The organism is Candidatus Babeliales bacterium, assembly GCA_040879965.1.
Lineage (GTDB): Bacteria > Babelota > Babeliae > Babelales > JACPOV01 > JBBDJI01.
On record JBBDJI010000009.1, the window covers coordinates 56,958 to 80,057 of the forward strand.

The following is a 23,100-nucleotide window of genomic DNA, read 5'->3' on the forward strand; positions in this document are numbered from 1 at the left end:
ATGAATAATATAAAAAAAGTATTTTTTTTAATATGGTTTTCATTGTCTATCTTTTACAACTATGGCATAAAAGTAGGCGGCGAAATAGATATTACACAAATCGCTGATATTTCGTTTTCTGATTTTGAACTATTACCTCCTGAATTAAAACAAAAAATAATACTGCAAGTTGTAGCAATTTCGGAAGACCTCAATGAAACATTAAAAAATCTACATGCAATCGTAAGAGTTGATAAAGATTTACGTGATTGGGTTAATGATCCAATAACAATACAAAAAGTTATAAATATACTCAAAGAAAAAGATGAAAAAAATATAGCGCAACGAACTAAAGAAGATTGGCAATATGCACTTTCTTTAATATCGCTTCCTGGAGCACGAGCATGGTTGCAAGAGAATATTAATGAAAAAAATATCAATAAAGTTGTATCTGACATAATAAATAATGCGCGAAATTTTAATGAAGCATTAAAAAACCTACATTATTTAACACGAATTAATGAACAATTAGATAGCTTAATTAACAACCAAGAAACAATTCACACAATAATAATAACATTCCAAAATAAGATCAGAAAAGAAGAGATCCCTCCTGCTCCTGAATGGGAACTGGCCCTATTTTTATCATCATTACTTTCTGGCGCTAAACATTGGTTACAAAATAAAATTCAAGAAGAAAAAATCACACTAGATAAAATATTCGAACACACTATGATAATTTATAAATTACGTGATTTTATGACCACTTTATTCCATTTAGATGAGGCAAATGCGATACCTCTACTACCTAATATTATAAATACATATCTTGCACTTGGAGGCAATATTAATGCAACCGATTCTCAAGGCAACACATTTCTTATTTATGCCGTATCATCTAATGATGAAAATATGATTAAATATCTGCTTTCTAATCCTAATATTAATATAAATGTAAAAAACAATGAAAAAAAATCAGCACTTGATATTGCACAAGATAATGAAAATATCATTAAAATATTGAACGAATATAAAAAATAGTCGCAAAAGGTCTTGTTACATAAATCATACCCTAAAAAATTCGAATAAAAAAATAAAAGCATTGCATATTAACCTAAATTTTTATTAAAATTTATAATAGAATAATAAAAAATTTAGGAAAAAAATGAGAAAAACTACATTATTTCTAATACTTTTTCGATTTTTGATCTCAATTGCCAAAATTCGCCAAAAAAAACAACAAAACAAAAAGGATTGTTAAATTAATAAAGTTTATTTTTTAAACATAAAAAGAGGCTTTTTTTGTATCCTTAAAAATTTTAGCACAGAAAGCCTGTTAACAGTAATTTTTTTGGGCATATACACAATCTTAACGCGAAACTAAATCCAACAAGAGCAAAGGCTTGTTTTTAGGGGTAAATTTATGATAAATTCATAATAGAATAGAACATAAAAACAAGGTTTATAATGAAAAAAATTGCTTTAGTTGTAATGTTTTTTGCTTTTTCAGGCTCATATTGCCAAGTCTTTCAAAAGGAATTACAACAACAGATATATCAAATCAAACAAAAACTTAAAAAAATAGAAAAAGATTGGCCTGAATCAAAAGAACGAGAAAAAATTAAAGAAAAAATAAAGGCATTACTTGTAGAATATAAAAAAAATTGGGATGCTCTTCAAAAAGAATTTGATGCTGTTAAGCCAATAAAATCACAAATTAATAAACTTAATCAAAAAATAGTTCTACTTGAGTTCGAAACACCAGAATTAAAAGAGCCTGCCAAAACAAAAAAAATAAATGAATTAAAAAAACAAATTAAAACTCTCGAAAATATTACACGATCAGCAAGTAGTAAAACAATAACTGAATTAAAAATCGAATCTGCACGTCTTACTAAAGAACTACAAAATAGATTTGCTCCTCTATCAAAACAATCAGATGAAACTATCGAAAAATTAAAAAAAAGAGAACTAACTGACCCAGAAGCAACTGAACTTAGAAAAAAATTAGATGAACTCTATAAACAACTGAAAAAAATTGAGTAATAAATGATGAAAAATAAATATATATTTTTAATACTTATTTTTAGTTTAAATATTATGCAAGCCATTGATATTCAACTGGGAAATATAATAATTGACAGCACAGAAAAAAATATTTTATATACCTTTGAAAATCATCCAACAGTTTTATTAAAACCAGGAAAAAATGCAATAATATCTAAATTTTTTGAAGACTGCTTACAAAAAATAAATTACAGCGAATCTGGTATCTGTAAAAAAGCTCTTTTACTTCCTCAATCAGAAAACGGCAAATTGTTAAATAAAAACAATCAATTAATTATTGAACCATTATATCCTGGTCAAAAATTTGCTACCGTTATAATCAACTATTTAAGCGATGAATTAAATACAATTCTCAAGTTTAGCGTAACTAATCTTTCTACATACCTTAATTATGATTTATACTTTGATACAAAAGAATTTGAAAGATTACTTTTTAAACTGCTTTCAGGACAAATATCTGGAGAAAAAAAAGATATTGCTTGGTATCAATTAAATTTTGCATTTAATCCTTATGGTAGCTTTCTATCAGATGAAATAGTCAAAGATAGTCAACGGCCCATAGATATTACATCAATTGTTGTCCGTTATAAAAGAATAAAAATTCCAAAATCATATGCACCTATCAAACATCAATATGGCCATCCTGTATTTGCAAAACCAGAATATGTCTGGGTAGAAACAGTTTTTACTCGTAATAATCTAAATTTTGATCAATTTTTAACGGGTTTAACTCCTCAAAAATAAAAAAGGATTATAATGAAAAAAGTGAAAATAATTTTTATCACCTGCATGCTACTTATAACAAGCAAAGCATATAATATTGATATTCAACTGGGAAACATAACCATTGATAGCACAGAAAAAAATATTTTATATACTTTTAAAAATCACCCAGGAATTTTATTAAAAAAAGGAACTAATAATATAATAGAAAAATATTTTCAACAATGCTTAGAGCAAAAAAATGCTTATTCACCAAACATGTGCCAAGACCTTATATTAAAGCCCCAATCAAAAGATGGCACACTGCTTGATGATAAAAATCAATTAATTATACAACCGCTCGGTGCTACGCAAAATTTAGCTACTGTAGTCATTTCTTATTTAGGTGGACAATTAGATACGTCTATTCAATTTAGCTTAACTAATCTCGCTTCTTATCTAAATTATGACCTTTATTTTAGTAAAGGAGATTTCGAAGCCTTACTGGCAAACTTTATTCCTGGAGGGACTTCTAATGTTGTTTGGTATCAATTAAACTTTGCATTTAACCCATATGGTAGCTTTTTATCAAAGAATATATTACCCAATACCCAGCGCCCCATTAATATAACCTCTATTCATATCCGTTATATTGCAAAACAAGTAGTAACAAGAGACATCACCAAAGAAAAAGAAACGGTTAAAGTACGAAAAACATTTGATGAAAAAACAATCACCCGAAATGATATCGACTTTGATCAATTTTTAACTGGTTTAAACCCCGGAGAATAAGAGTACTATTTTCTCTACATTTGTTTTAGTCGATCGCGTATTATTTGAGCATCAACTGTTTGTCCAGCTGGAATTTCTGCTATTGGCCCAGCCATAATTTGTACAGCAAGTGGCCTACCTTGAAAATCCAATACGCCACCGGGTTGAATCATATTTTTAATATCAGCGTCTTTATCAAATTTTATATCTTTGCCGATAACCTTGCCATTGTTTAGTACTACCCCAGGACCTGGTACTACAAAATATCCCTGATTAGTTTGGGCAATTTGATAATACTTTTCTTGCATAGTAGGATTATCTTTAAGATAAGGTCCACGCCATTTTTCAGGATATTTTAAATTCATTGGGCCAACTTCAGATCCTTCAAAAGCAATTACATTCAGAAAATCAATATAATCTCTTTGGTGTTCAAAACTTAGGATACCGCATGTTTCATGAATCTGATTAAAAATTTCAGCAAGTTCTGTCACATGATCAGCAATTAAAAGATCATTTCTTCTATATGCTTGTCGCCAAAACGCCCACAATGCGATGCCAAAAAGTGCTAATAAAATTATGCCAATAATCGCGCCCGAGATATATTTATTCTTCATTACTTTCCCCCTTATATTCTCATTATTAAGCAAATTTAGCATAACATGACATGCTAAAAAAAGATTATTGATAATCTAAGTACATTACTTGCCTGACTTGGTGCATTGTTTGTTTTGCTATTTTTTGTGTTTTTGCAGTACCTTCTAATAGAATATTCATAACCGATTTTTTATCTTGGGCTAATTCTTTTCGTTTTTCTCTAATTGGCGTTAAGAAAGCATTTAGAACTTCAAATAAATATTTTTTTACCGTAACGTCGCCTAAACCGCCACGTTGATAATGTTCTTTTAGCTCGGCTACTTTTTCTTTATCTGAATCAAATACATCTAAATATTCAAATACTACGTTACCTTCAATTTTTCCTGGATCATTCACATGAATATGATCAGGATCGGTATACATTTTCATAATTTTATTTTTTAATTCATCTGGCTCGTCAGAAAGAAATATAGCATTACCAAGTGATTTGCTCATTTTTGCTTTTCCATCGATTCCAGGTAACCGCGCTACTTTTGGAACTAATGCTTCTGCCTCAACTAATACATCACATTTATAAATTCGATTGAATGAACGTACAATTTCATTTGTTTGCTCAATCATTGGTAATTGATCTTCACCTACAGGCACTATATTTGCTTTAATAAAAGTAATATCAGCCGCCTGACTAACGGGGTACATAAAAAAACCGGCCGGAATACTTTCGCCATACCCTTTTTGTTTAATTTCGGTTTTCACCGTAGGATTTCGCTTTAATCTGCTGATAGTAACTAAGTTTAAATAATATACGGTAAGTTCAAATAATTCAGGAATCATTGATTGAATAAAAATAGTACTTTTTTCAGGATCAATTCCGACCGCTAAATAATCCAATGCAACTTCTAATACATTTTGTCTAATTTTTTGTGGATTCTCATAATTATCAGTTAATGCTTGCACATCAGCGATCATCACATATTGTTGTGCAGTTTGCTGTAAAATTAATCTATTGGCTAAACTGCCAATATAGTGTCCTAAATGTAATGGCCCAGTTGGCCGATCTCCAGTCAAAACAATTGGTTTTTTATTCATAGTATTTCCTTTAGCATAATAAGTAAGTGTATCATAATCTGAGATTAAATCTTTTTACCTTCATTACCTTTTACAATTTAAATAGATTTTGTTTATGTTGAAAAAATAAAGGAGAAGTATGCATTATATTTTTGATTATATTCAAAATTATGCTATTTATGTCGGCATTCTGGGAATACGCGATTTTATAGAAATTATTTTTTTTTCTTGGTGCATTTATATCTTTTCTCATTGGCTTGTTAACGATAAATCAAACACATTTATTTATTATGTATATGCTTTTTGCATACTTGGAAGCATAAGTATTTTATTGCCTTTACCAACTATTGCTACGTTTTTATTTTCTTACGGACCAGCTTTGGTAATGCTTTTTATGCTTATGCATCAAGAACTTTTACAGCGCAATTATATCACTAAACGCAGCATTAAACCCATTAAAGATAAAGAAGTTGCCAATTGGACGATCACTCTTTTTCAAACGCTGCTTCATTTAAACAATAATATTTCTTTAAAAATCATTATCGAAAAATATGATCATATTGAACCATTTATAAAAATGCCATGTAAATTTAATGCACCATTCCATCAATCAGTGCTTTCTTTAGTTTTTGAAAAGCCTTCAGCAAATCAGAATAGTTTTATTTTAATGAATTACCATGGCACTCTTATCGCTTATGATTGCACATGGAAGCAGCATGTATATGAACACCGATTAGAGAATACATCACTACATGAACAATGGCTTTTTGATACTATAAAGCATACCTCAAAAACAGATACTATAGGAATTAGTTATTCGCAAGAAAATAAAACATTTCAGATCATTGCGCAAGGAAAAGTAATTGAAGAATTAACGGCATATAATGCATTAAATATTTTGCAACAATATCTTCAATTAGCTTCTTGCAAGAAAAAAGGAAGTACTATTCATGAATATTTCAATAAAACAAATCATTTCAAGCAAACTCAACCTTAAAGTATGTTCATTAATTATTGGTTATTGCATCTGGATATTATTAAACCAAAATCAATTAATAACTATTACTCATCCAATTCCTCTTTATTTTTATGGAAATGTTACGGAAAAAAAAATTCTTGCACCAGAAACGGTTTCTCTGCAACTTTATTGTAAACGATCCGATTTATGGTCATTAAATTTTACAAATCTCGCTATTCATATTGATAGCGATAACCTTAATCTTGGCAAACAAACAATTCAGATAAAACAAAATAATTTATTTTTACCTGAAAGCATTAAATTGGTACACTATATACCACCACAACTAACAATTACAGTTGAAAAAGCGGAAAAAATTTAAATGAATAAAAATATATTTGGCACTGATGGCATACGGGGGATTTTTGGCAAATTTCCTTTTACTTCACCAATCATTATACAATTAGGCAACGCCATTGGTAAATGGATCATAAAAAAATATGGTTCACAAAGCACTGTACTTCTTGGGCATGACACGCGTATTTCATGCGCAACTTTAAAAACAGCATTACAAGCTGGATTATTACTACATCCCTTAAAAATTTATGATACACAAATCGTTCCTTCGCCTGCACTCGCATCAATACTAAAAAATAAAGAAAAGTTTAATTGTGCTATTATGATTTCTGCATCTCATAATCCCTATTACGACAATGGTATCAAAATTATGAATAAGCAATCGGGGAAATTATCAGCAAGTGATGAAGAAACAATTACTAAATATTTTTTGAACGAACAAAGTTGGAATTATAATAATCTCGGTAGTCTATTTTCTGAATCTTTACAAGAAGTATACATTGAACATATTTTATCATATTTTCCTCCTAATTTTTTAAAAGGAAAAAAAATTGTATTAGATTGTGCGCATGGTGCTACATATATCATTGCACCACAAATTTTTGAAAAGCTTGGAGCACAGGTTATCCCATTATCAAATACTCCTAATGGCTTAAATATTAATAAAAAATGTGGCACATTATACCCAAATAATTTAAGAAAAGCAGTTATACAATACAAAGCGGATATTGGTTTTGCTTTTGATGGTGACGGTGATCGAGTTATTGCAGTAAATGCACAAGGCGATTATAAGAATGGTGATGATATTTTAGCCCTTCTTTTATCACATCCTCAATATATTCATGAAAACATGATCGTAGGTACAATAATGACCAATAAAGCATTTGAAATTTTTTTAAAAAAACAAAATAAAATTTTAATGCGTACTCAAGTAGGTGATAAATATATTACTGAACAATTATTACAACATAATCTTTATCTTGGAGGAGAACCATCCGGCCATATTATTATGCGCGATTATTTGCCAACGGGAGATGGCATTTTTACTACGTTAAGAATTCTTGAAACAATATATAAAACAAACAATTGGGAGATGATTACTTTTAGCAAATTCCCCCAAATACAAATGGCTATCCCAGTCAATAACAAAAAAGATTTAGATCAACCTCCTTTTTCTGATATTATTACTACAAGCAAAACTCAATTACATGAAGGTCGCCTAGTAATACGATATTCTGGAACTGAGCCGGTGCTTCGTATTATGGTAGAAGATGATGATTCTCAACATGCAGAATACATCTGTACGAATCTATCTAAGAAATTACAACAAGAGCTTTCATAAAATAACTGGAGCCAAAAAAAAATGAAAAAAAATGAGATCTTTAGCAAAACATTTAATTATATCAAAATAATTTTTCTTGATGGATTATTAACCATCTTACCTATTACTTTAACTCTTGCCTTGTTTGCATTCTTTTTTCATTTGCTGAAAAACTGGCTTACACCAATTTATGCTTTAGAGCCAGAATATCTTCAACGCATTCCTCATTCAGAAATTATTCTTGTTTTAATTCTCATTTTACTTATCGGCGCTATCTTTAGAACCTTTTTTATCCGTTCATTTGTAAATCTTATTGAATCGGTTTTTTTTAAAATTCCACTAATGAACCCTGTATATTCTGGTATAAAGCAATTGGTACAGGCTTTTACGATTCCTGAAAAGTTAACTTTCAAGCAAGTAGTACTCGTTGAATTTCCCCGTCATGGTATTCATAGCTTAGGCTTCTTGACCCGAGAAGTAGCACCAGAAATGGCACCTGACACAGACAAAAAATATTTTACTATTTATATTCCCACCACACCAAACCCGACCACTGGTTTTTTGATAATTGTTCCTGAAGGGGATTTTACGACTATTGATATTACACGCCAAGAAGCAATGTCATTAATCATATCTGGTGGCATTATACAGCCAGAACGTTTTCTAAAGAATGAGACTACCATCGATTAATTGAACTTACTATTAAGCCAGATGTTACATTTATTATAGCTCTGCCAGCAATTTTTTGCCTGTTATGGATATTAAAACTGGATTAATTGTTTGCAAAATTATTAGAAAAAAACTGCGCATAAAATAGATCAAGATATATTTCAGAGCCGCCATTTTTTATATGATAATCTAAGTCATACAAAAAATGATGTGCATGCATAAGTTCTACCGCTTGATATAATTGCCAATCTTTTTTTATAAATGGAAATGGCAACCGATAGGCTATTTTTTTAGCTGATAAAAAATCATTTTTTCGTGCTAATTTTACAAAATGAGCAGCTTTAAATAATTGATCAGACCAAAAAGACAACCAAAACATAGCAGGATATTCGGTTGATAATACTTGCCAAGTATTTAAAAATGCAGAAGATTTTTTTGCAAAAAAATAAGTACTTAATGTGAATAATGATTTATCAGGAATCACAATTTTGCAAAACCAATGTCGCATAAAATAATCTGCCGTATTTTTATTCAAAAATGAAAAATAATGCATTAATAAACATGCAACTTCTAAACTAATGCTACTTTGTTTTTCAAATAAAATAGCCAATACATTTTTTTTATTTTCACTAAAATTAGGTAATAAAAAGCGATATAGTATATAAAAAAGATTTTGATCTATCTGTGCAGGTAACTCTACTGCCAGCCATGTTTTTTTCATTTTTTCTGTAGTTTTTTCATAAAAAAAACATATCACATGCGGCCCATTATAATTCGATAAAAAATTTAAAAATATTTTTATTTTATTTTGATCTAAAGAACCAATATTGCCACACCAATATATAAAAGTAGAGCCCAAAAAAGGCATACTTACTTGTGCACAAAATTGTTCAATATCCATTTGTTCTAAATCAATAATACAATAATTATTTTCAGTAATATTTCTTATTTTTTGTTGTAATAAAGAACAAAATAATAATGGATAAGAAGTGCCAGAAAAAATAATAACTGAGGAATCATAAAAAAAAGATCGGTTTGAAGCTTTTGATAAAAAGATTTGTAAATCCATATAAAATTTATATGTTTTCGAGATGCAATATTTTAGGTGATTTTTTTGGGCAATCAATCATTTGATCAATAAATGCTAAAAGCTTTTTTACCCCATTATCTGCTACTTCTTGCATTTCAACAATCTGTTGCCATGAAACTGGTTCTTGTTCAGCCGATCCTTGTATTTCAACAACATTTCCAGAACGAGTTAGTACAAAATTGAAATCTGCTTTCACATTACTATCTTCTGCAAAATCTATATCCAGCAGTATTTCATTTTTTAATAACCCTACTGATATTGCAGCAATTTCTTCGGTTATAATAGGACTTTCAAGCAAACCTTTTTGTAACCATTTTTGCTCAGCAAGCTTTAAGGCTATGAAAGATCCTGTTATGCAGGCAGTCCGTGTACCACCATCTGCCTGTATAACATCACAATCTATATGCACAGTTTTTTCTGATAATTTATTAGATAAATCAACTACTGATCGTAACGATCTTCCAATTAAACGAGAAATTTCTATTGAACGCTCATTTCTTTTTGATAAAGATTCTCGTTCTATTCGGTTTTTTGTAGAAGCAGGTAATAATGAATATGATGCGGTAAGCCACCACTTTTTTCTACCCCGTAAAAAAATTGGTACTTGCCCAGTTAAAGAAACCGTACAAAGAACCTTAGTATTACCTATTTCAAATAATACTGAACCATCAGCATGAGAAGAAATACCACAGGTTAAATTCAATGGACGTAATTCATTATAAGCACGATTATGTGATCGTTGCATAAATCTCTCAAACAGCTTCTTTTTGATTAATTAAACGTAATCTAATACGACCATTTTTTTCATCATAATCTATAACTTGCACCATTACTTCATTATCAATTGGATAATCTTTTGCCAATGTTGCTTGTTGTTCACGCGGAATAGTTGATATATGAACCAAGCCATCTTGGCCAGGTGCTATTTCAACAAAAAGGCCAAAATCAGTAGCACGTTTAATTTTTCCTTTATATATATCACCGGGCTGAATAAATCCAGCTAACACTTTGACCCAACTTACGGCTACATCAAATTTAGCTTCAGGCTGGCCATAAATATTTACGGTACCATCACTTTCAATATCAATTGTTGTATTGGTTTTTTCAGTAATATCCTTGATGATTTTTCCGCCAGAACCAATAATTGCACCAATTTTATCCGGAGAAATTTTTAAAGAAATAATTTGTGGTACTAAATGAGAAAGTGTCGGACTTGGTTCAGTCATAACTTTTTGCATTTCTTTTAAAATATGAAGCCGACCATCTCGTGATTGTGCTAATGCTTGTTCAAATACTTTTCGTGGTAACCCACCTTTGTATTTGATATCCATCTGAATTGCGGTGATTCCAATATCAGTACCCGTCACTTTAAAATCCATAAGACCATAAGCATCTTCATCTCCATTAATATCACTTAATGCTTTAAAAGTGCCATCGGGACTCTGTAATAATCCCATTGCAATACCACTGACCATTTTACGAATAGGAACACCTGCATTCATAAGAGCCATAGTAGAACTACATACGGTAGCCATTGAGGTTGAACCATCTGATTCTAAAATATCTACTACAATACGAATAGTATAAGGAAAATCTTTTTTCAATGGCAACACTTGCTCAAGTGCAGAAACTGCTAAATAACCGTGACCTATTTCACGTCTACCCGGTCCTCTCATAAACCGCACTTCACCTGAAGAATATGGTAAAAAATTATAATGAAGCATAAATGATTTTTCTAATGTATTACCCATTAAATCTTCAACTTGTTGTTGGTCTTGTCCACCACCGAGAGTTACCGTTGCTAAAGCTTGTGTTTTACCGCGAGTAAACAATGATGAACCATGCGTATAAGGCAGTAAGCCTACTTCAACTGCAATTTGACGAATTTCATCAAATTTTCGTTCATCAATTCGTTTATCTAATGCAAAAATTTCTTTTGATATATTTTCTGCAAAAACTTTATCAAACATATATTTAACTAATTTTGCAGAGATACCATTTTCTTCAATTTCTTGTTTTTCTTGTTCTACAAATTCATCTCTTAATGAATCTACAAGTGTATTACGTTCAACTTTGTTTTTAATAAAAACAGAGCGTAGCCGGTCAGAAGTTAAAAATGAATTGGCATGATTACGAATTCTTTTCCATGCGTCATCTTCATCTGTGTGTTCTTTCTCTACATTAAGCGCTTGCTGAATTTCTTTTTGCCATGCAACTTGTTTTTTTATTTTATCATGAGCCTTAAATAAAATATCGATAAGTTGATCTTCTTTTACTTCGTTCAAAGAACCTTCAACCATATTGATACCTTCATCTGTACCAGCTACCACAATACGTACGTCAGATTTTTGTGTTTGAGAATAAGTTGGATTAAAAATCCATTCGCCATCAACGCGAGCTACTTCAACTGCACCTATAGGCCCCATAAATGGTATTTTTGATATTGAAAGCGCAATTGATGCTGCTACTAAAACAACTACACTTGGCATATGTTCTTTATCTACAGAATATACGGTAGCAAGAACTTGTAGTTGATTAAAATAATTTTCCGGAAATAGAGGCCGTATAGCACGATCAATATAGCGACTTGTTAATACTTCTTTATCAGTTAATCTTCCTTCGCGCTTAAAATAACCCCCTGGTATTTTGCCCGCTGCAGCCAATTGCTCTCGATAATCTACTGTTAATGGTAAAAATCCAGGAAATTCTTCAGTAGGAGCAGAAACAGCCGTTGCTAGTACAACCGTTTCACCATATTTAAACCATGCTGCACCATCAGCTTGAGCCGCAACTTTTCCAATCTCCACTTCATAATTAAATTCTGGCAAGCTAAATTTTTTTACCATTCTATATTTTCCCTATTTGGTACTTTATTATTATTTATTTTCGTAAACCTAAACGTTCAATCAATGTTTTATAAGTTTGAACATTCTTTCGCTCTAAGTATTGCAATGATTTGCGCCTTCTTGCAACCATTTGGATCATTCCTCTTTTTGAAGCAAAATCTTTAGGATGCGATCTAAAATGTTCAGTCAAACGCGTAATATGTTCCGTTAACTGTGCAACTTGCACTTCAACAGAACCAGTGTCTTTTTCATTTATTTTAAATTCATCTAAATTAATTTTGATGTCTTTCATATCTTTTTTTGCCATTTATTTTATCTCCATATAAGTATTACTTCTTGGTAGGCACGAGCGGATTTGAACCGCTGACCCCTGCTACGTCAAAGCAGTGCTCTGCCACTGAGCTACGCGCCTACTGTTTTCATTTATTTCTATGCTGCTTGTTCCTGCTCTACCCTTACTGTTGACATCTCTTGCGCACGAGCTTCTTTTTCATATTCTGATTCTTCATCGCCTAAATATTTCATTCTGAAGGATTTTATCCCAGTCCCTGCAGGTATTAGTTTACCAATAATTACGTTTTCTTTTAAGCCATAAAGATGATCTTCCTGTCCTGCGATTGACGCTTCAGTTAAAATCTTAGTTGTTTCCTGGAATGAAGCTGCAGAAATAAAGCTTTCAGTATCAAGTGATGCAAGCGTTATACCCATTAAGGTAGGTTTAGCAACTGCAACTTTTTTCCCTTCAGCTTGCAACAATGCATTTACTGATTTAAAGTGAATTTTATCCACCCGATCACCTATGAGGAATTCTGAATCACCCTGTTCAACAATACGTACTTTACGTATCATTTGCCTAACAATCAATTCAATATGGCGATCATTAATACCAACACCTTGCAACAAGTAAATTTCTTGAATTTGATTTACCAAGTATTTTTGTAAGACTTCTGGTCCTAAAATACGTAGAATATCATGCAATACTGGTGTGCCACTTGTTAATGGGTCTCCCGCATTTATTTTATCTCCATTCATTACATTGAGCTGTTTACCTCGTGGAATGAAATAATCAAATGATTCATATGCATTTACAACGCTTACTTTACGCAAACCACGATGAATACCACCAAAAACAATTTCTCCATCAATATCAGCTATAATCGCTGGATCTTTTGGCACACGAGCCTCAAATAATTCAGCAATACGTGGTAAACCACCTGCAATATCTTTTGTTCTAAATGTTTCGCGAGGGATTTTAACTAAGATATCACCGACTGCAACTTTCTGTAGATCATCTACTGATAAATAACTGCCAGTCGGAAGATAATATTGTGCAAGCTCATCGCCTTCTTCGTTTACAATACTCAATGAAGGTTGATATTTTTCACCTTTGTGTTCTAACACAATTTTGCTTGATTTACTTGTACTTTCATCAAAAACATTTTGAATAGTATTGTTTTCAATTAAATCTACATAGTTAATAATACCAGCTTTTTCAGTAATAATTACTTTATTGTTAACATCCCATTCAGCAAGTTTTTTGCCAATTTCTACTTCTTGACCTTCTTCCACAAGCAAAAGAGCACCGTATTCCACATCATGATGTTGTAATTCTCTGCCATCCTGCGAGACAATTACTAAAGCTGCTTTTCTACTTACTATAATAGAGTGGCCTTCTTTATTTTTAACTGTTCGCATACCACGCAATTGAATAATACCTTTGTGCTTTGCTACAAAAACTGATTGTTCTGCTGCACCACTGGCAATACCACCAATATGAAATGTTCTCATGGTTAACTGTGTTCCAGGTTCACCAATTGATTGTGCTGCAATAATACCAACGGTAGTTCCAACATCAACAGGTTGCCCTTTGGAAAGATCTATCCCATAACATTGAGCACAAACGCCACGTTTTGCTTGACATGTTAATACTGAACGTATCGCTAATTTAGATAAAGCAGAATTAGCAATTCTATTTACATCTTCTTTTGTTACTAATTGACCCTGTTTTAATAATAATTGGCCATCGATAGGATCCTTAATGTCAGCAGCTACTACACGGCCAAATGATCTATTAGCTAACGGATTAATAACATCGCCACCTTCTTTTAAATCTTCTAATTCAATATAGCCAAGCGTCTGGCAATCTTTAATAGTGATGACTGCATCTTGCGCTACATCAACTAATTTACGAGTTAAATAGCCTGAGTTTGCTGTTTTTAATGCAGTATCAGCCTGACCTTTACGAGCACCATGAGTTGAAATAAAGTATTCAAAAACGCTTAATCCACCTTTAAAGTTAGACTTTACACACGTTTCCATAATTTCACCAGTTGGCTTAGCCATTAATCCACGCATCCCAACAAGCTGCTTAATTTGATCTTTCGATCCACGAGCACCTGATTCAAGCATCATAAATATCGGATTAAATGGCTTGAATGATTTATTCTCATTTAAGAACGCTTCATTATTTTCTATCTCTAAATCATGCGTTACTTCAGAAGCGACATCAGCGGTTGCATGTCCCCAGATGCTAAGAACTTTGTTATAACGTTCTCCATTGGTTATAATGCCATCCATGTACATTTTTTCAACACGCTGTACTTCTTTTTCACCTTTTTTTACAATTTCATCTTTTTTAGCAGGAACTATTAGATTACTAAGAGAGAATGAAATACCACCTTTAGTTGAATAGTAAAAACCAAGCTTCTTAACTTTATCCAAACAATCAACGGTCGCTTCGTCACCAAAGCGATAGTAAACTTTTTCTACTAATTTAACTAAATCACTTCGTTTCATTACTTTATTAATCCAATAAAACTCTGATCCTGTTGGTAAAGCATCATATAAAATAACGCGACCCACAGTCGTTTCTACAAGTTCTACTTTATCTTGAGATTTTAAACGCAACTTGATTTTTGCATGCAAGGTTGCCTTTCCAAATTGAAAAGCAGTAATAACTTCTTGAATGCTTGAAAAAACAATTCCTTCACCAAGCGCACCACAACGTACTTTACTCATATAATGTAGACCAAGAACCATATCTTGTGATGGTACTGCTAACGGACGTCCATTTGCTGCTGATAGAATATTTTTCGTTGATAATATTAATGCTACTGATTCTTCTTGTGATTTTTCACTTAATGGTATATGCACGGCCATTTGATCACCGTCAAAATCAGCATTATATGCTGAACAAACTAACGGATGAATTTTAACCGCTTTTCCATCAACCAATATTGGATAAAACGCTTGAATACCATAGCGATGCAGTGTTGGTGCACGGTTTAATAGTACTGGACGATTTTTAACTATTTGTTCCAGTACATCCCATATTTCAGGTGAGCTATCTTCTACCATTCGTTTTGCAACACGTAAATTTGCTGCCAGTTCTCGTTCAATAAGACCATGGTAAATGTATGGCTTAAAGAGTTCAAGCGCCATAATTTTAGGTAATCCACATTGATCCATACGCAATTCAGGATCAACAACAATAACAGAACGACCCGAATAATCTACACGTTTACCAAGTAGATTTTGTCTGAATCGCCCCTGTTTACCACGTAACATTTCACTTAAGGATTTAAGTGGTCGTTTATTAGATCCAGTAAGGGGCTTACCACGGCGACCATTATCAATAAGTGCATCAACCGCTTCTTGCAACATGCGTTTTTCGTTACGAATAATTACTTCAGGAGCTTCAATCTCAATTAATCGTTGCAGACGAATATTACGATTAAGCAATCGTCGATACAGTTCATTTAAATCAGAACTCGCAAATCTTCCACCTTCAAGAGGAACTAATGGCCTTAAATCAGGTGGTAATACTGGAAGTATTTTCAAAATCATCCAAGATGGATTAATACCTGCTTGCGTAAGTCCCGTTAAAATTTTTATGCGACGCATAATTTTAAGACGAGCAGTTACAGCAGCAACTTTTGCATACTCTTGTTGGAGATTTGAAATCTCTAAATTAAGATCTAATACTTCAAGAATTTGACGAACAGCTTCGGCACCAATTTCCGCTTTAAAATCTATATCTTCTGGATGCTGCTCTTTATAACGATCATACTCAGCATTAGTAAGTAAAGTTTTATAACTATATGGAGATTTACCAGGATTAATAACTAAATACGCATCAAAATAAATAACCCGTTCTAAGTCTTTAATTGGCATATCCATAATTAAACTAAGATAGCTTGGAATACCTTTTAAATACCAGATATGACATACCGGAGCAACTAAATCTATATGCCCCATACGTTCACGCCTGACACGAGATTGAATTACTTCAACTCCGCATTTTTCACACGTTACACCACGATGCTTCATTCTTTTATATTTGCCGCAATTACATTCCCAGTCTTTAACAGGACCGAAAATGCGTGCACAAAATAAACCATCTCGTTCTGGCTTTAAAGTTCGATAATTAATTGTTTCAATTTTCGTAACTCTACCATATGATAACGATTTAATTTTTTCAGGCGAAGCAAGCCCAAGTTTAATTGCATTAAATTTAACGGCGCTAATATACTCTCTAAAACGCTCTAAAATTCGGTTACTCATTGACTTCCTCCTTGCCAGTCCTAAATAGATCGACTCGCAATCCTAAACTTTGAAGTTCTTTAATCAGTACATTAAACGATTCTGGCAAACCAGGCTCAGGTATTTTTTCACCACTTACAATTGCATCATATACTTTTGGACGGCCGTTCACGTCGTCAGATTTATATGTCAGCATTTCTTGTAAAGTATATGCAGCACCATAAGCTTCAAGTGCCCATACTTCCATTTCACCAAAACGTTGTCCACCCATTTGTGCTTTTCCACCAAGAGGTTGCTGAGTAACTAACGAATATGGCCCAACAGATCGAGCATGTAATTTATCATCAACCATATGATTTAATTTCATCATATAAATTGATCCAACCGTTACTGGTTGATCAAAATACTCACCAGTTCTACCATCTAATAAATTAAATGAACCAACTTCTGGTAAATCAAGATCTCGTAACATTGGTTTAATATCTTGATCTAAATTTGCCCCATCGAATACAGGAGAGTCAAACAATACACCAGTATTTGCAGTTTTTTTGGCAAGTTTCATAACCTCATCTTCACCATACAATTTCTCGTATTCATCGAGGAGATCTTTGCCATAACAATTTTGCAAATACTTTTTAATTTTTCCGTAACCTTCAGTTGCAAGCATATTTTCTAACTGTCGACCTAATTGCTTACCTGCAAGCCCAAGCGCTGTTTCTAAAATTTGTCCTACGTTCATACGAGATGGTACGCCAAGCGGATTTAATACTATATCAACCGCTGTTCCATCTTCTAAATGAGGCATGTCTTCTCTAGGAACAATAATAGATACCACACCTTTATTACCATGGCGTCCTGCGATTTTGTCACCAACAGAGATATGTCTCTTTGATGCAATATATACTTTTACCATCTTGATAACACCTGATGGTAATGGATCACCTTTCTTCAATTTATTGATGCGCTCTTCTTTTAATCCAGCTAAAATTCTTTGTTGCGTTTCAAATGACAATTTCATTCTTTCAATTGTTTCTAAAATCTCTTTGTCTTTTACTTTGAGCGCAAGCAATTCTTCTAAATTAAGATCTTGGAGCTGTTTTTTATCATATTTTTTGTTTTTTAGTAGCTTTTGAGAAACCTTACCAGAAGGTTCACCACTCGCTAATAAATCTACTATTTTTTCTGAAATCATTTTTTCTAAGAAATGCAAATGACTTTCAAATTCAGCATCAAGTTCAGCGGTTCGTTTTGCTACTAATTCTTTGTAACGCTTATCTTTTCGAATTCCACTACGTGAGAAAACTTTTACATCAATTACGGTGCCTTCAATTCCAGGCGGTACTCGTAAAGAAGTATCTCTTACTTCACGAGCTTTTTCACCAAAAATAGCACGAAGTAATTTTTCTTCTGGAGAATATTGAATGTCACCTTTTAATGTTACTTTTCCAACAAGAATATCACCGGGTTTCACTCGAGTACCGATACGTACTATACCATCATCATCTAAACTTGATAATGCGATTTCACTAACATTTGGTACATCTTTAGTAATTTCTTCAGGTCCTAATTTAGTATCTCGTGCATCTACTTTGTATTCATCAATATGAACCGAAGTTAATGAATCTTCTGCTACTAAGCGCTTACTTAATACAATAGCATCTTCAAAGTTATATCCGTGCCATGGCATAAATGCAACGAGCAAATTAGATCCTAATGCAAGCTCTCCATATTCAATACCAGGACCATTAGTTAAAATCGTACCAACTTTAACAATATCACCTTTTTTAACTATAGGCGTTTGATGAATCCAAGTGCTAAAGCTTGATCGCTGAAATTTTCTTAAAGTATAAATATCAATACCTTGCGATATCCAATCATCAATATTACTAAATACTTCTTTGTCAACACGAATAATAATGCGCTCTGAAGAAACATATTCTACAACACCAGGACGTTTTGCAACAATCATGGCACCAGAAGATTTACTAATTTCTTTTTCCATGCCCGTACCAACGATTGGTGCTTCACATTTTATTAAAGGAACTGCTTGACGTTGCATATTCGAACCCATTAATGCACGCGTAGCATCATCATGTTCCAAAAATGGAATTAATGCCGTGGAAACTGATACCAATTGTTTGGGGGATAAATCAACATAATTAATTTTATTTGAATCAACATAAATAAAATCACCTTCATGTCGCGCAACAAGCGTATTGCCAGAAAGCTTAGCGGTACCAGGCTTTACTGCATCAGCCTGAGCGATATATTTATCAATTTCTTCAAATGCATCAAGAAATACTACATTATCTTGGATATTATTTTTAGCTACTGGTCGGTAAGCAGTTTCGATAAATCCTAAATCATTTACCATTGCATATGTTGCCAAAGAAGAAATTAAACCAACCGTTTGCCCTTCAGGAGTTTCGATCGGGCAAATACGACCATAATGAGATATATGCACATCACGAATTTCATATGTCGCACGATCTTTTAAAACACCACCAGGCCCAAGAGCTGACAACCTTCTTTTATGAGCAATTTCAGATAAAGGATTGGTTTGATCCATAAATTGAGATAACTGACCTGTACCAAAAAATTCTCGCATTACTGCGCTCAATGGCTTAATATTTAAAAAGTCTTGAGGCATTAATGCACTATGAACCTCTTGCGTTCTAAATCGTTCTCGCACAATACGTTCAATACGAAGAAAACCTAAATATACTTGATTGGTAAGCAATTCACCCACTAATCGTACACGACGATTTCCCAAGTGATCAATATCATCAAGCTCGCCTTCTCCTAGTTCACGCAAGTTAACCAAATAACGGACAGAACCTACAATGTCTTCCAATGTTAAAACATGAGTATCTTCAGGTATATCTAGTCTTAGCTTTCGATTAATTCGAATGCGACCAACTCTTGTTAAATCATATAGGCGGCTACTGAATAACATTGCTTCAAGGCGTTCATTAATCTCTTTTAATGAAGAACTATCACCAGGCCAAACTTTTGCATGAAGTTCTTTAAGCGCATCTTCTTGAGAATAACATTTATCCTGTGTTAATGTTAAAGCAATGGTTGGTTGTAAAACATATCCAGAAGAACTAATAAGTTCAAATTCGATCTTTTTTAATTGCTTAAATAAATTGTAATGATCCTCTGTTAATATTTGACCTTGTTCGATCAATACTTCACCAGTATCAGGATCAATAACATTAGCACCAAGAACTCGGCCAATCAGATTAGCTTTTTTTATAATAATTTTATCAACATCAGCTTTTTTTAACCGTTCAATAATTGCAGCATTAACTCGTTTCCCAAATATTGAATCACCAACTTTGTCCGGAGCCATGCCTTTTTCTAAACGTTGACCAATTAAATTTTCATCTACTAATCGATAGAACTCACCTTTTTTGGCATGTATTCGATCAAATGAATAAAATTTTTTGATAATTTGATCTCGAGCTATGCCTAATGCTTGTAAAAAAGTAGTAACTAATAATTTTTTCTTTTTATCGATGCGAACATACAGGTAATCATTGCTATCAAATTCAAAATCAAGCCATGAACCACGCATAGGAATAAGACGAGCTACAAAGTATGGTCGACCACGGACATCTTTAACTTTTTTACTTTGCGTAAAAACAACACCAGGAGAACGATGAAGCTGACTTACAACTACCCTATCGACCCCGTTAATTAAAAAAGTTCCTTGATCACCAAGTCTAATAGTACCTTGATCTTGATATACATCAGCCATAACAGGGACATCAGCAAAGAAAATATCTTGCTCTTTGATGTCTCTAATTACCTTGTTACCTTTGTCATCGATATCCCACGAAATCAATTGAATTTTTATTTTTAAAGGCATCGAGAATGTTTGACCACTTGATCTACATTCATCCAAGCTCATTGGCATTTTTATTGATACACGTGATAAACAATTTGGGCACGCTCGATATTTGGCTGTTTGTTTTTTACAAAAAGTACACGTTGAGTTGTTAAGACGAGAACAATCGGTTTTTTTACAGGAAGAGCAGCTCCAGGTATATCTGTTTACAATACCTTTCAGTTTTCCACACGTACAGGACCAATCGCCCAATTCATAACTAACAAATTCAAGCGACATCTTCCCATCATATTCGATAGGAAAAATGTCTCTTAATACTTTTTCAAGCCCTATTATCTTACGCTCAGCCGGCAAATAATCTAATTGTGCAAAGTCGTTGAATGATTTCGACTGAATCGTAATCAAATCAGGAACAGGCACTATATCTTTAATTTTTCCGAATGACTTGCGCAGAAAACCTTTATCTAAGTGCATGTTGGACATGCAGCTGCTCCTCCTGTGAACGAATTAATAAATTTTATCGGCAAAAAAATGCTGTACTTGTTAATTACAAAATTAACCTCAGCAAGAATTAACTATTTTACGCTAATTCTACTTTAGCACCAACTTCTTCTAGTGCTTTTTTCATTTCATTTGCTTTGTCTTTAGCAACAGCTTCTCCAATTACTGTTGGAGCATTTTCAACTGCTTGTTTTGCTTCTGCTAAGCCTAAAGTAGTTACTGAACGCAACGCTTTAATTGTTTTAATTTTTTCAGGTCCACCTTCTTGCAAAGTAACCTTGAATTCAGTTTTCTCTTCGGCTTTTGCTCCAGCTTCTACTGCTGGCGCTGCAGCCATCATAGGCATTCCCGCAGCTGCGCTTACATCAAATTTTTCTTCAAGCGCCTTAACAAACTCTGATAATTGTAAAACTGACATATTGCCAATTTCGTCAATTAATTTGTCGTATGATTTTGCTGACATAGCATTCCCCATTCGCTATTATAAAAATAAACATATTTATTCAACATCATAATTTCATCTAAATAAAACATATATTAAGATGACTTTTTCTTCTCAATCTGCTTAATTACCAATACTGGGTTGAGCAAGACCATATTCAACGTTCGCGCTAATTTGCTTAGTGGCGCCTTCAGCGTACCACATACTTGAGCAAGAAGTATTGGTCGAGGCGGTAACGACGCAAATATTTTAACTGCTTCTTCTGTCAATAAAGAAGACTCATAGCAACCACCCACAATACGCAACTGTTCATTTTTTTTAGAAAATTCATAAAGAACCTTAGCTACAGCTGGTGGTTCTTGCTGTGCAAAAACTAATGCAATTTGATTACCCAAAAGCGAAGACATCTCTTTTACTTCAGGTATATCATCAACAGCACGTTCAATCAATGTAACTTTAGCAACTTGTAAGGCACCGCCCTCTTTTCTAAGCTTTCTTCTTAAGTCAGCCATCTGAGCAACAGTAAGCCCACTGTATTTTACTAAAAACGAAGCGCTACTTTTTGCAAATTCTTTTTTTAAAGATGCAATAACTTGTTCTTTATCTTGACGATTCATCGCTCCAACCTCTAATTCAACTAATTATTTCATCAGGATTAATTTGAATGCCAGGCCCCATCGTTGAAGAAAGAGTAACTTTTTTTAAAAATTTACCTTTCGCCGCAGGAGGCTTAACTGCCATCAAAGCTTTGATAAAAGCATGTAAGTTTTCATGCAATTTATCAACCTCAAAGGATTCTTTTCCTATAGAAAAATGGATTAATCCAGTCTTATCATTTCGGAAAAACCTACGTCCACGCTTTAAATCGGCTACAACTGCATCTACATCGAAAGTAACCGTTCCTAGCTTTTTATTAGGCAAGAGGCCTTTTGGGCCTAATTTTTTTGCTAATTTACTTACCAAACCCATTAAATCGGGAGTAGCAACCGCTACATCAAAATCCATCCAACCATTCTGTATTTTTTCAACTAGATCTTCTGCGCCAATATAATCAGCGCCAGCTTTTGATGCTTTATCAGCATAGTCACCTTTGGCAAATACTAATACTTTGATTTCTTTGCCAACACGATGCGGTAAAATTACCGAACCTCGTACTACCTGTTCACCCTTAGCAGGATCAATACCTAAGTTGATATCAACATCAATTGATTCATCAAACTTGGCAGGAGCCAACTCTTTTACTTTTACCAAAGCATCTTTTACGGGATATTGATTATTTTTTAACATATCGCCAGATGCTTTATTTTTTTTTTCATGCATTACCATTGCAAAATCCTAAC

At 33.0% G+C, this 23,100-nt stretch carries 19 protein-coding genes and 1 tRNA gene; 8 read left to right on the forward strand and 12 right to left on the reverse strand.

The features are described from left to right. From WDZ41_01665 to WDZ41_01680, 4 genes are all read left to right on the forward strand, one after another. The gene (locus WDZ41_01665; protein ID MEX0940045.1) at positions 1 to 1,020 is read left to right on the forward strand and encodes an ankyrin repeat domain-containing protein; all 1,020 of its coding nucleotides are present in this window, start codon (positions 1 to 3) and stop codon (positions 1,018 to 1,020) included. Between the two features lie 426 nt (positions 1,021 to 1,446). Beyond that, positions 1,447 to 2,025: a hypothetical protein gene (locus WDZ41_01670; protein MEX0940046.1), complete on the forward strand. Its 579-nt coding sequence runs from the start codon at positions 1,447 to 1,449 to the stop codon at positions 2,023 to 2,025. Between the two features lie 3 nt (positions 2,026 to 2,028). After that, on the forward strand, positions 2,029 to 2,790 hold the full coding sequence (locus tag WDZ41_01675) for a hypothetical protein (protein ID MEX0940047.1): 762 nt from the start codon (positions 2,029 to 2,031) through the stop codon (positions 2,788 to 2,790). A gap of 12 nt (positions 2,791 to 2,802) precedes the next feature. Continuing rightward, the gene (locus tag WDZ41_01680; protein MEX0940048.1) at positions 2,803 to 3,540 is read left to right on the forward strand and encodes a hypothetical protein; all 738 of its coding nucleotides are present in this window, start codon (positions 2,803 to 2,805) and stop codon (positions 3,538 to 3,540) included. A 14-nt stretch (positions 3,541 to 3,554) separates the two neighbouring features. Here WDZ41_01680 and WDZ41_01685 read toward each other — a convergent pair whose 3' ends face one another. Next, on the reverse strand, positions 3,555 to 4,133 hold the full coding sequence (locus WDZ41_01685; protein MEX0940049.1) for a hypothetical protein: 579 nt from the start codon (positions 4,131 to 4,133) through the stop codon (positions 3,555 to 3,557). Positions 4,134 to 4,197: 64 nt separating this feature from the next. Further along, entirely contained in the window at positions 4,198 to 5,202 is a 1,005-nt protein-coding gene (gene trpS / locus WDZ41_01690; protein ID MEX0940050.1) for a tryptophan--tRNA ligase, read from the reverse strand. Positions 5,203 to 5,320: 118 nt separating this feature from the next. Here trpS and WDZ41_01695 point away from each other — a divergent pair, with 118 nt between their 5' ends. From WDZ41_01695 to WDZ41_01710, 4 genes are read left to right on the forward strand one after another with little or no spacing between them, the layout of a single operon-like run. Then, a complete protein-coding gene (locus WDZ41_01695) occupies positions 5,321 to 6,178 on the forward strand; it encodes a hypothetical protein (GenBank protein ID MEX0940051.1) in 858 nt (285 codons plus the stop codon). After that, a complete protein-coding gene (locus WDZ41_01700) occupies positions 6,132 to 6,521 on the forward strand; it encodes a hypothetical protein (protein MEX0940052.1) in 390 nt (129 codons plus the stop codon). Before WDZ41_01695 ends, WDZ41_01700 begins: the two co-directional genes overlap by 47 nt. After that, entirely contained in the window at positions 6,522 to 7,838 is a 1,317-nt protein-coding gene (locus WDZ41_01705; GenBank protein ID MEX0940053.1) for a hypothetical protein, read from the forward strand. Between the two features lie 21 nt (positions 7,839 to 7,859). Beyond that, positions 7,860 to 8,507, forward strand: a complete 648-nt coding sequence (locus WDZ41_01710) for a DUF502 domain-containing protein (GenBank protein ID MEX0940054.1) — start codon at positions 7,860 to 7,862, stop codon at positions 8,505 to 8,507. An 82-nt stretch (positions 8,508 to 8,589) separates the two neighbouring features. Here WDZ41_01710 and WDZ41_01715 read toward each other — a convergent pair whose 3' ends face one another. The 10 genes from WDZ41_01715 to rplA form a co-directional block, all read right to left on the reverse strand. Next, positions 8,590 to 9,555 (reverse strand): hypothetical protein, encoded by a 966-nt coding sequence (locus WDZ41_01715; protein MEX0940055.1) that lies wholly within the window; start codon positions 9,553 to 9,555, stop codon positions 8,590 to 8,592. A 7-nt stretch (positions 9,556 to 9,562) separates the two neighbouring features. After that, the gene (gene rph / locus WDZ41_01720; GenBank protein ID MEX0940056.1) at positions 9,563 to 10,321 is read right to left on the reverse strand and encodes a ribonuclease PH; all 759 of its coding nucleotides are present in this window, start codon (positions 10,319 to 10,321) and stop codon (positions 9,563 to 9,565) included. A 7-nt stretch (positions 10,322 to 10,328) separates the two neighbouring features. Beyond that, positions 10,329 to 12,422, reverse strand: a complete 2,094-nt coding sequence (pnp, locus tag WDZ41_01725) for a polyribonucleotide nucleotidyltransferase (GenBank protein ID MEX0940057.1) — start codon at positions 12,420 to 12,422, stop codon at positions 10,329 to 10,331. Positions 12,423 to 12,456: 34 nt separating this feature from the next. Further along, positions 12,457 to 12,729, reverse strand: a complete 273-nt coding sequence (gene rpsO / locus WDZ41_01730) for a 30S ribosomal protein S15 (protein ID MEX0940058.1) — start codon at positions 12,727 to 12,729, stop codon at positions 12,457 to 12,459. Positions 12,730 to 12,759: 30 nt separating this feature from the next. Continuing rightward, positions 12,760 to 12,834: transfer RNA gene (locus WDZ41_01735), tRNA-Val, on the reverse strand. 17 nt (positions 12,835 to 12,851) lie between these two features. Then, complete coding sequence (gene rpoC, locus WDZ41_01740; GenBank protein MEX0940059.1) at positions 12,852 to 16,985, reverse strand: DNA-directed RNA polymerase subunit beta'; 4,134 nt, start codon at positions 16,983 to 16,985, stop codon at positions 12,852 to 12,854. Further along, entirely contained in the window at positions 16,978 to 21,300 is a 4,323-nt protein-coding gene (gene rpoB, locus WDZ41_01745) for a DNA-directed RNA polymerase subunit beta (GenBank protein MEX0940060.1), read from the reverse strand. The genes rpoC and rpoB overlap by 8 nt, the downstream gene beginning before the upstream one ends. 97 nt (positions 21,301 to 21,397) lie before the next feature. Further along, the gene (rplL, locus tag WDZ41_01750) at positions 21,398 to 21,781 is read right to left on the reverse strand and encodes a 50S ribosomal protein L7/L12 (GenBank protein ID MEX0940061.1); all 384 of its coding nucleotides are present in this window, start codon (positions 21,779 to 21,781) and stop codon (positions 21,398 to 21,400) included. A gap of 74 nt (positions 21,782 to 21,855) precedes the next feature. After that, positions 21,856 to 22,377, reverse strand: coding sequence for a 50S ribosomal protein L10 (rplJ, locus tag WDZ41_01755; protein MEX0940062.1), 522 nt, complete (start codon positions 22,375 to 22,377; stop codon positions 21,856 to 21,858). A gap of 16 nt (positions 22,378 to 22,393) precedes the next feature. Then, positions 22,394 to 23,080: a 50S ribosomal protein L1 gene (rplA, locus tag WDZ41_01760; protein MEX0940063.1), complete on the reverse strand. Its 687-nt coding sequence runs from the start codon at positions 23,078 to 23,080 to the stop codon at positions 22,394 to 22,396. Between the last annotated feature and the right edge of the window lie 20 nt (positions 23,081 to 23,100).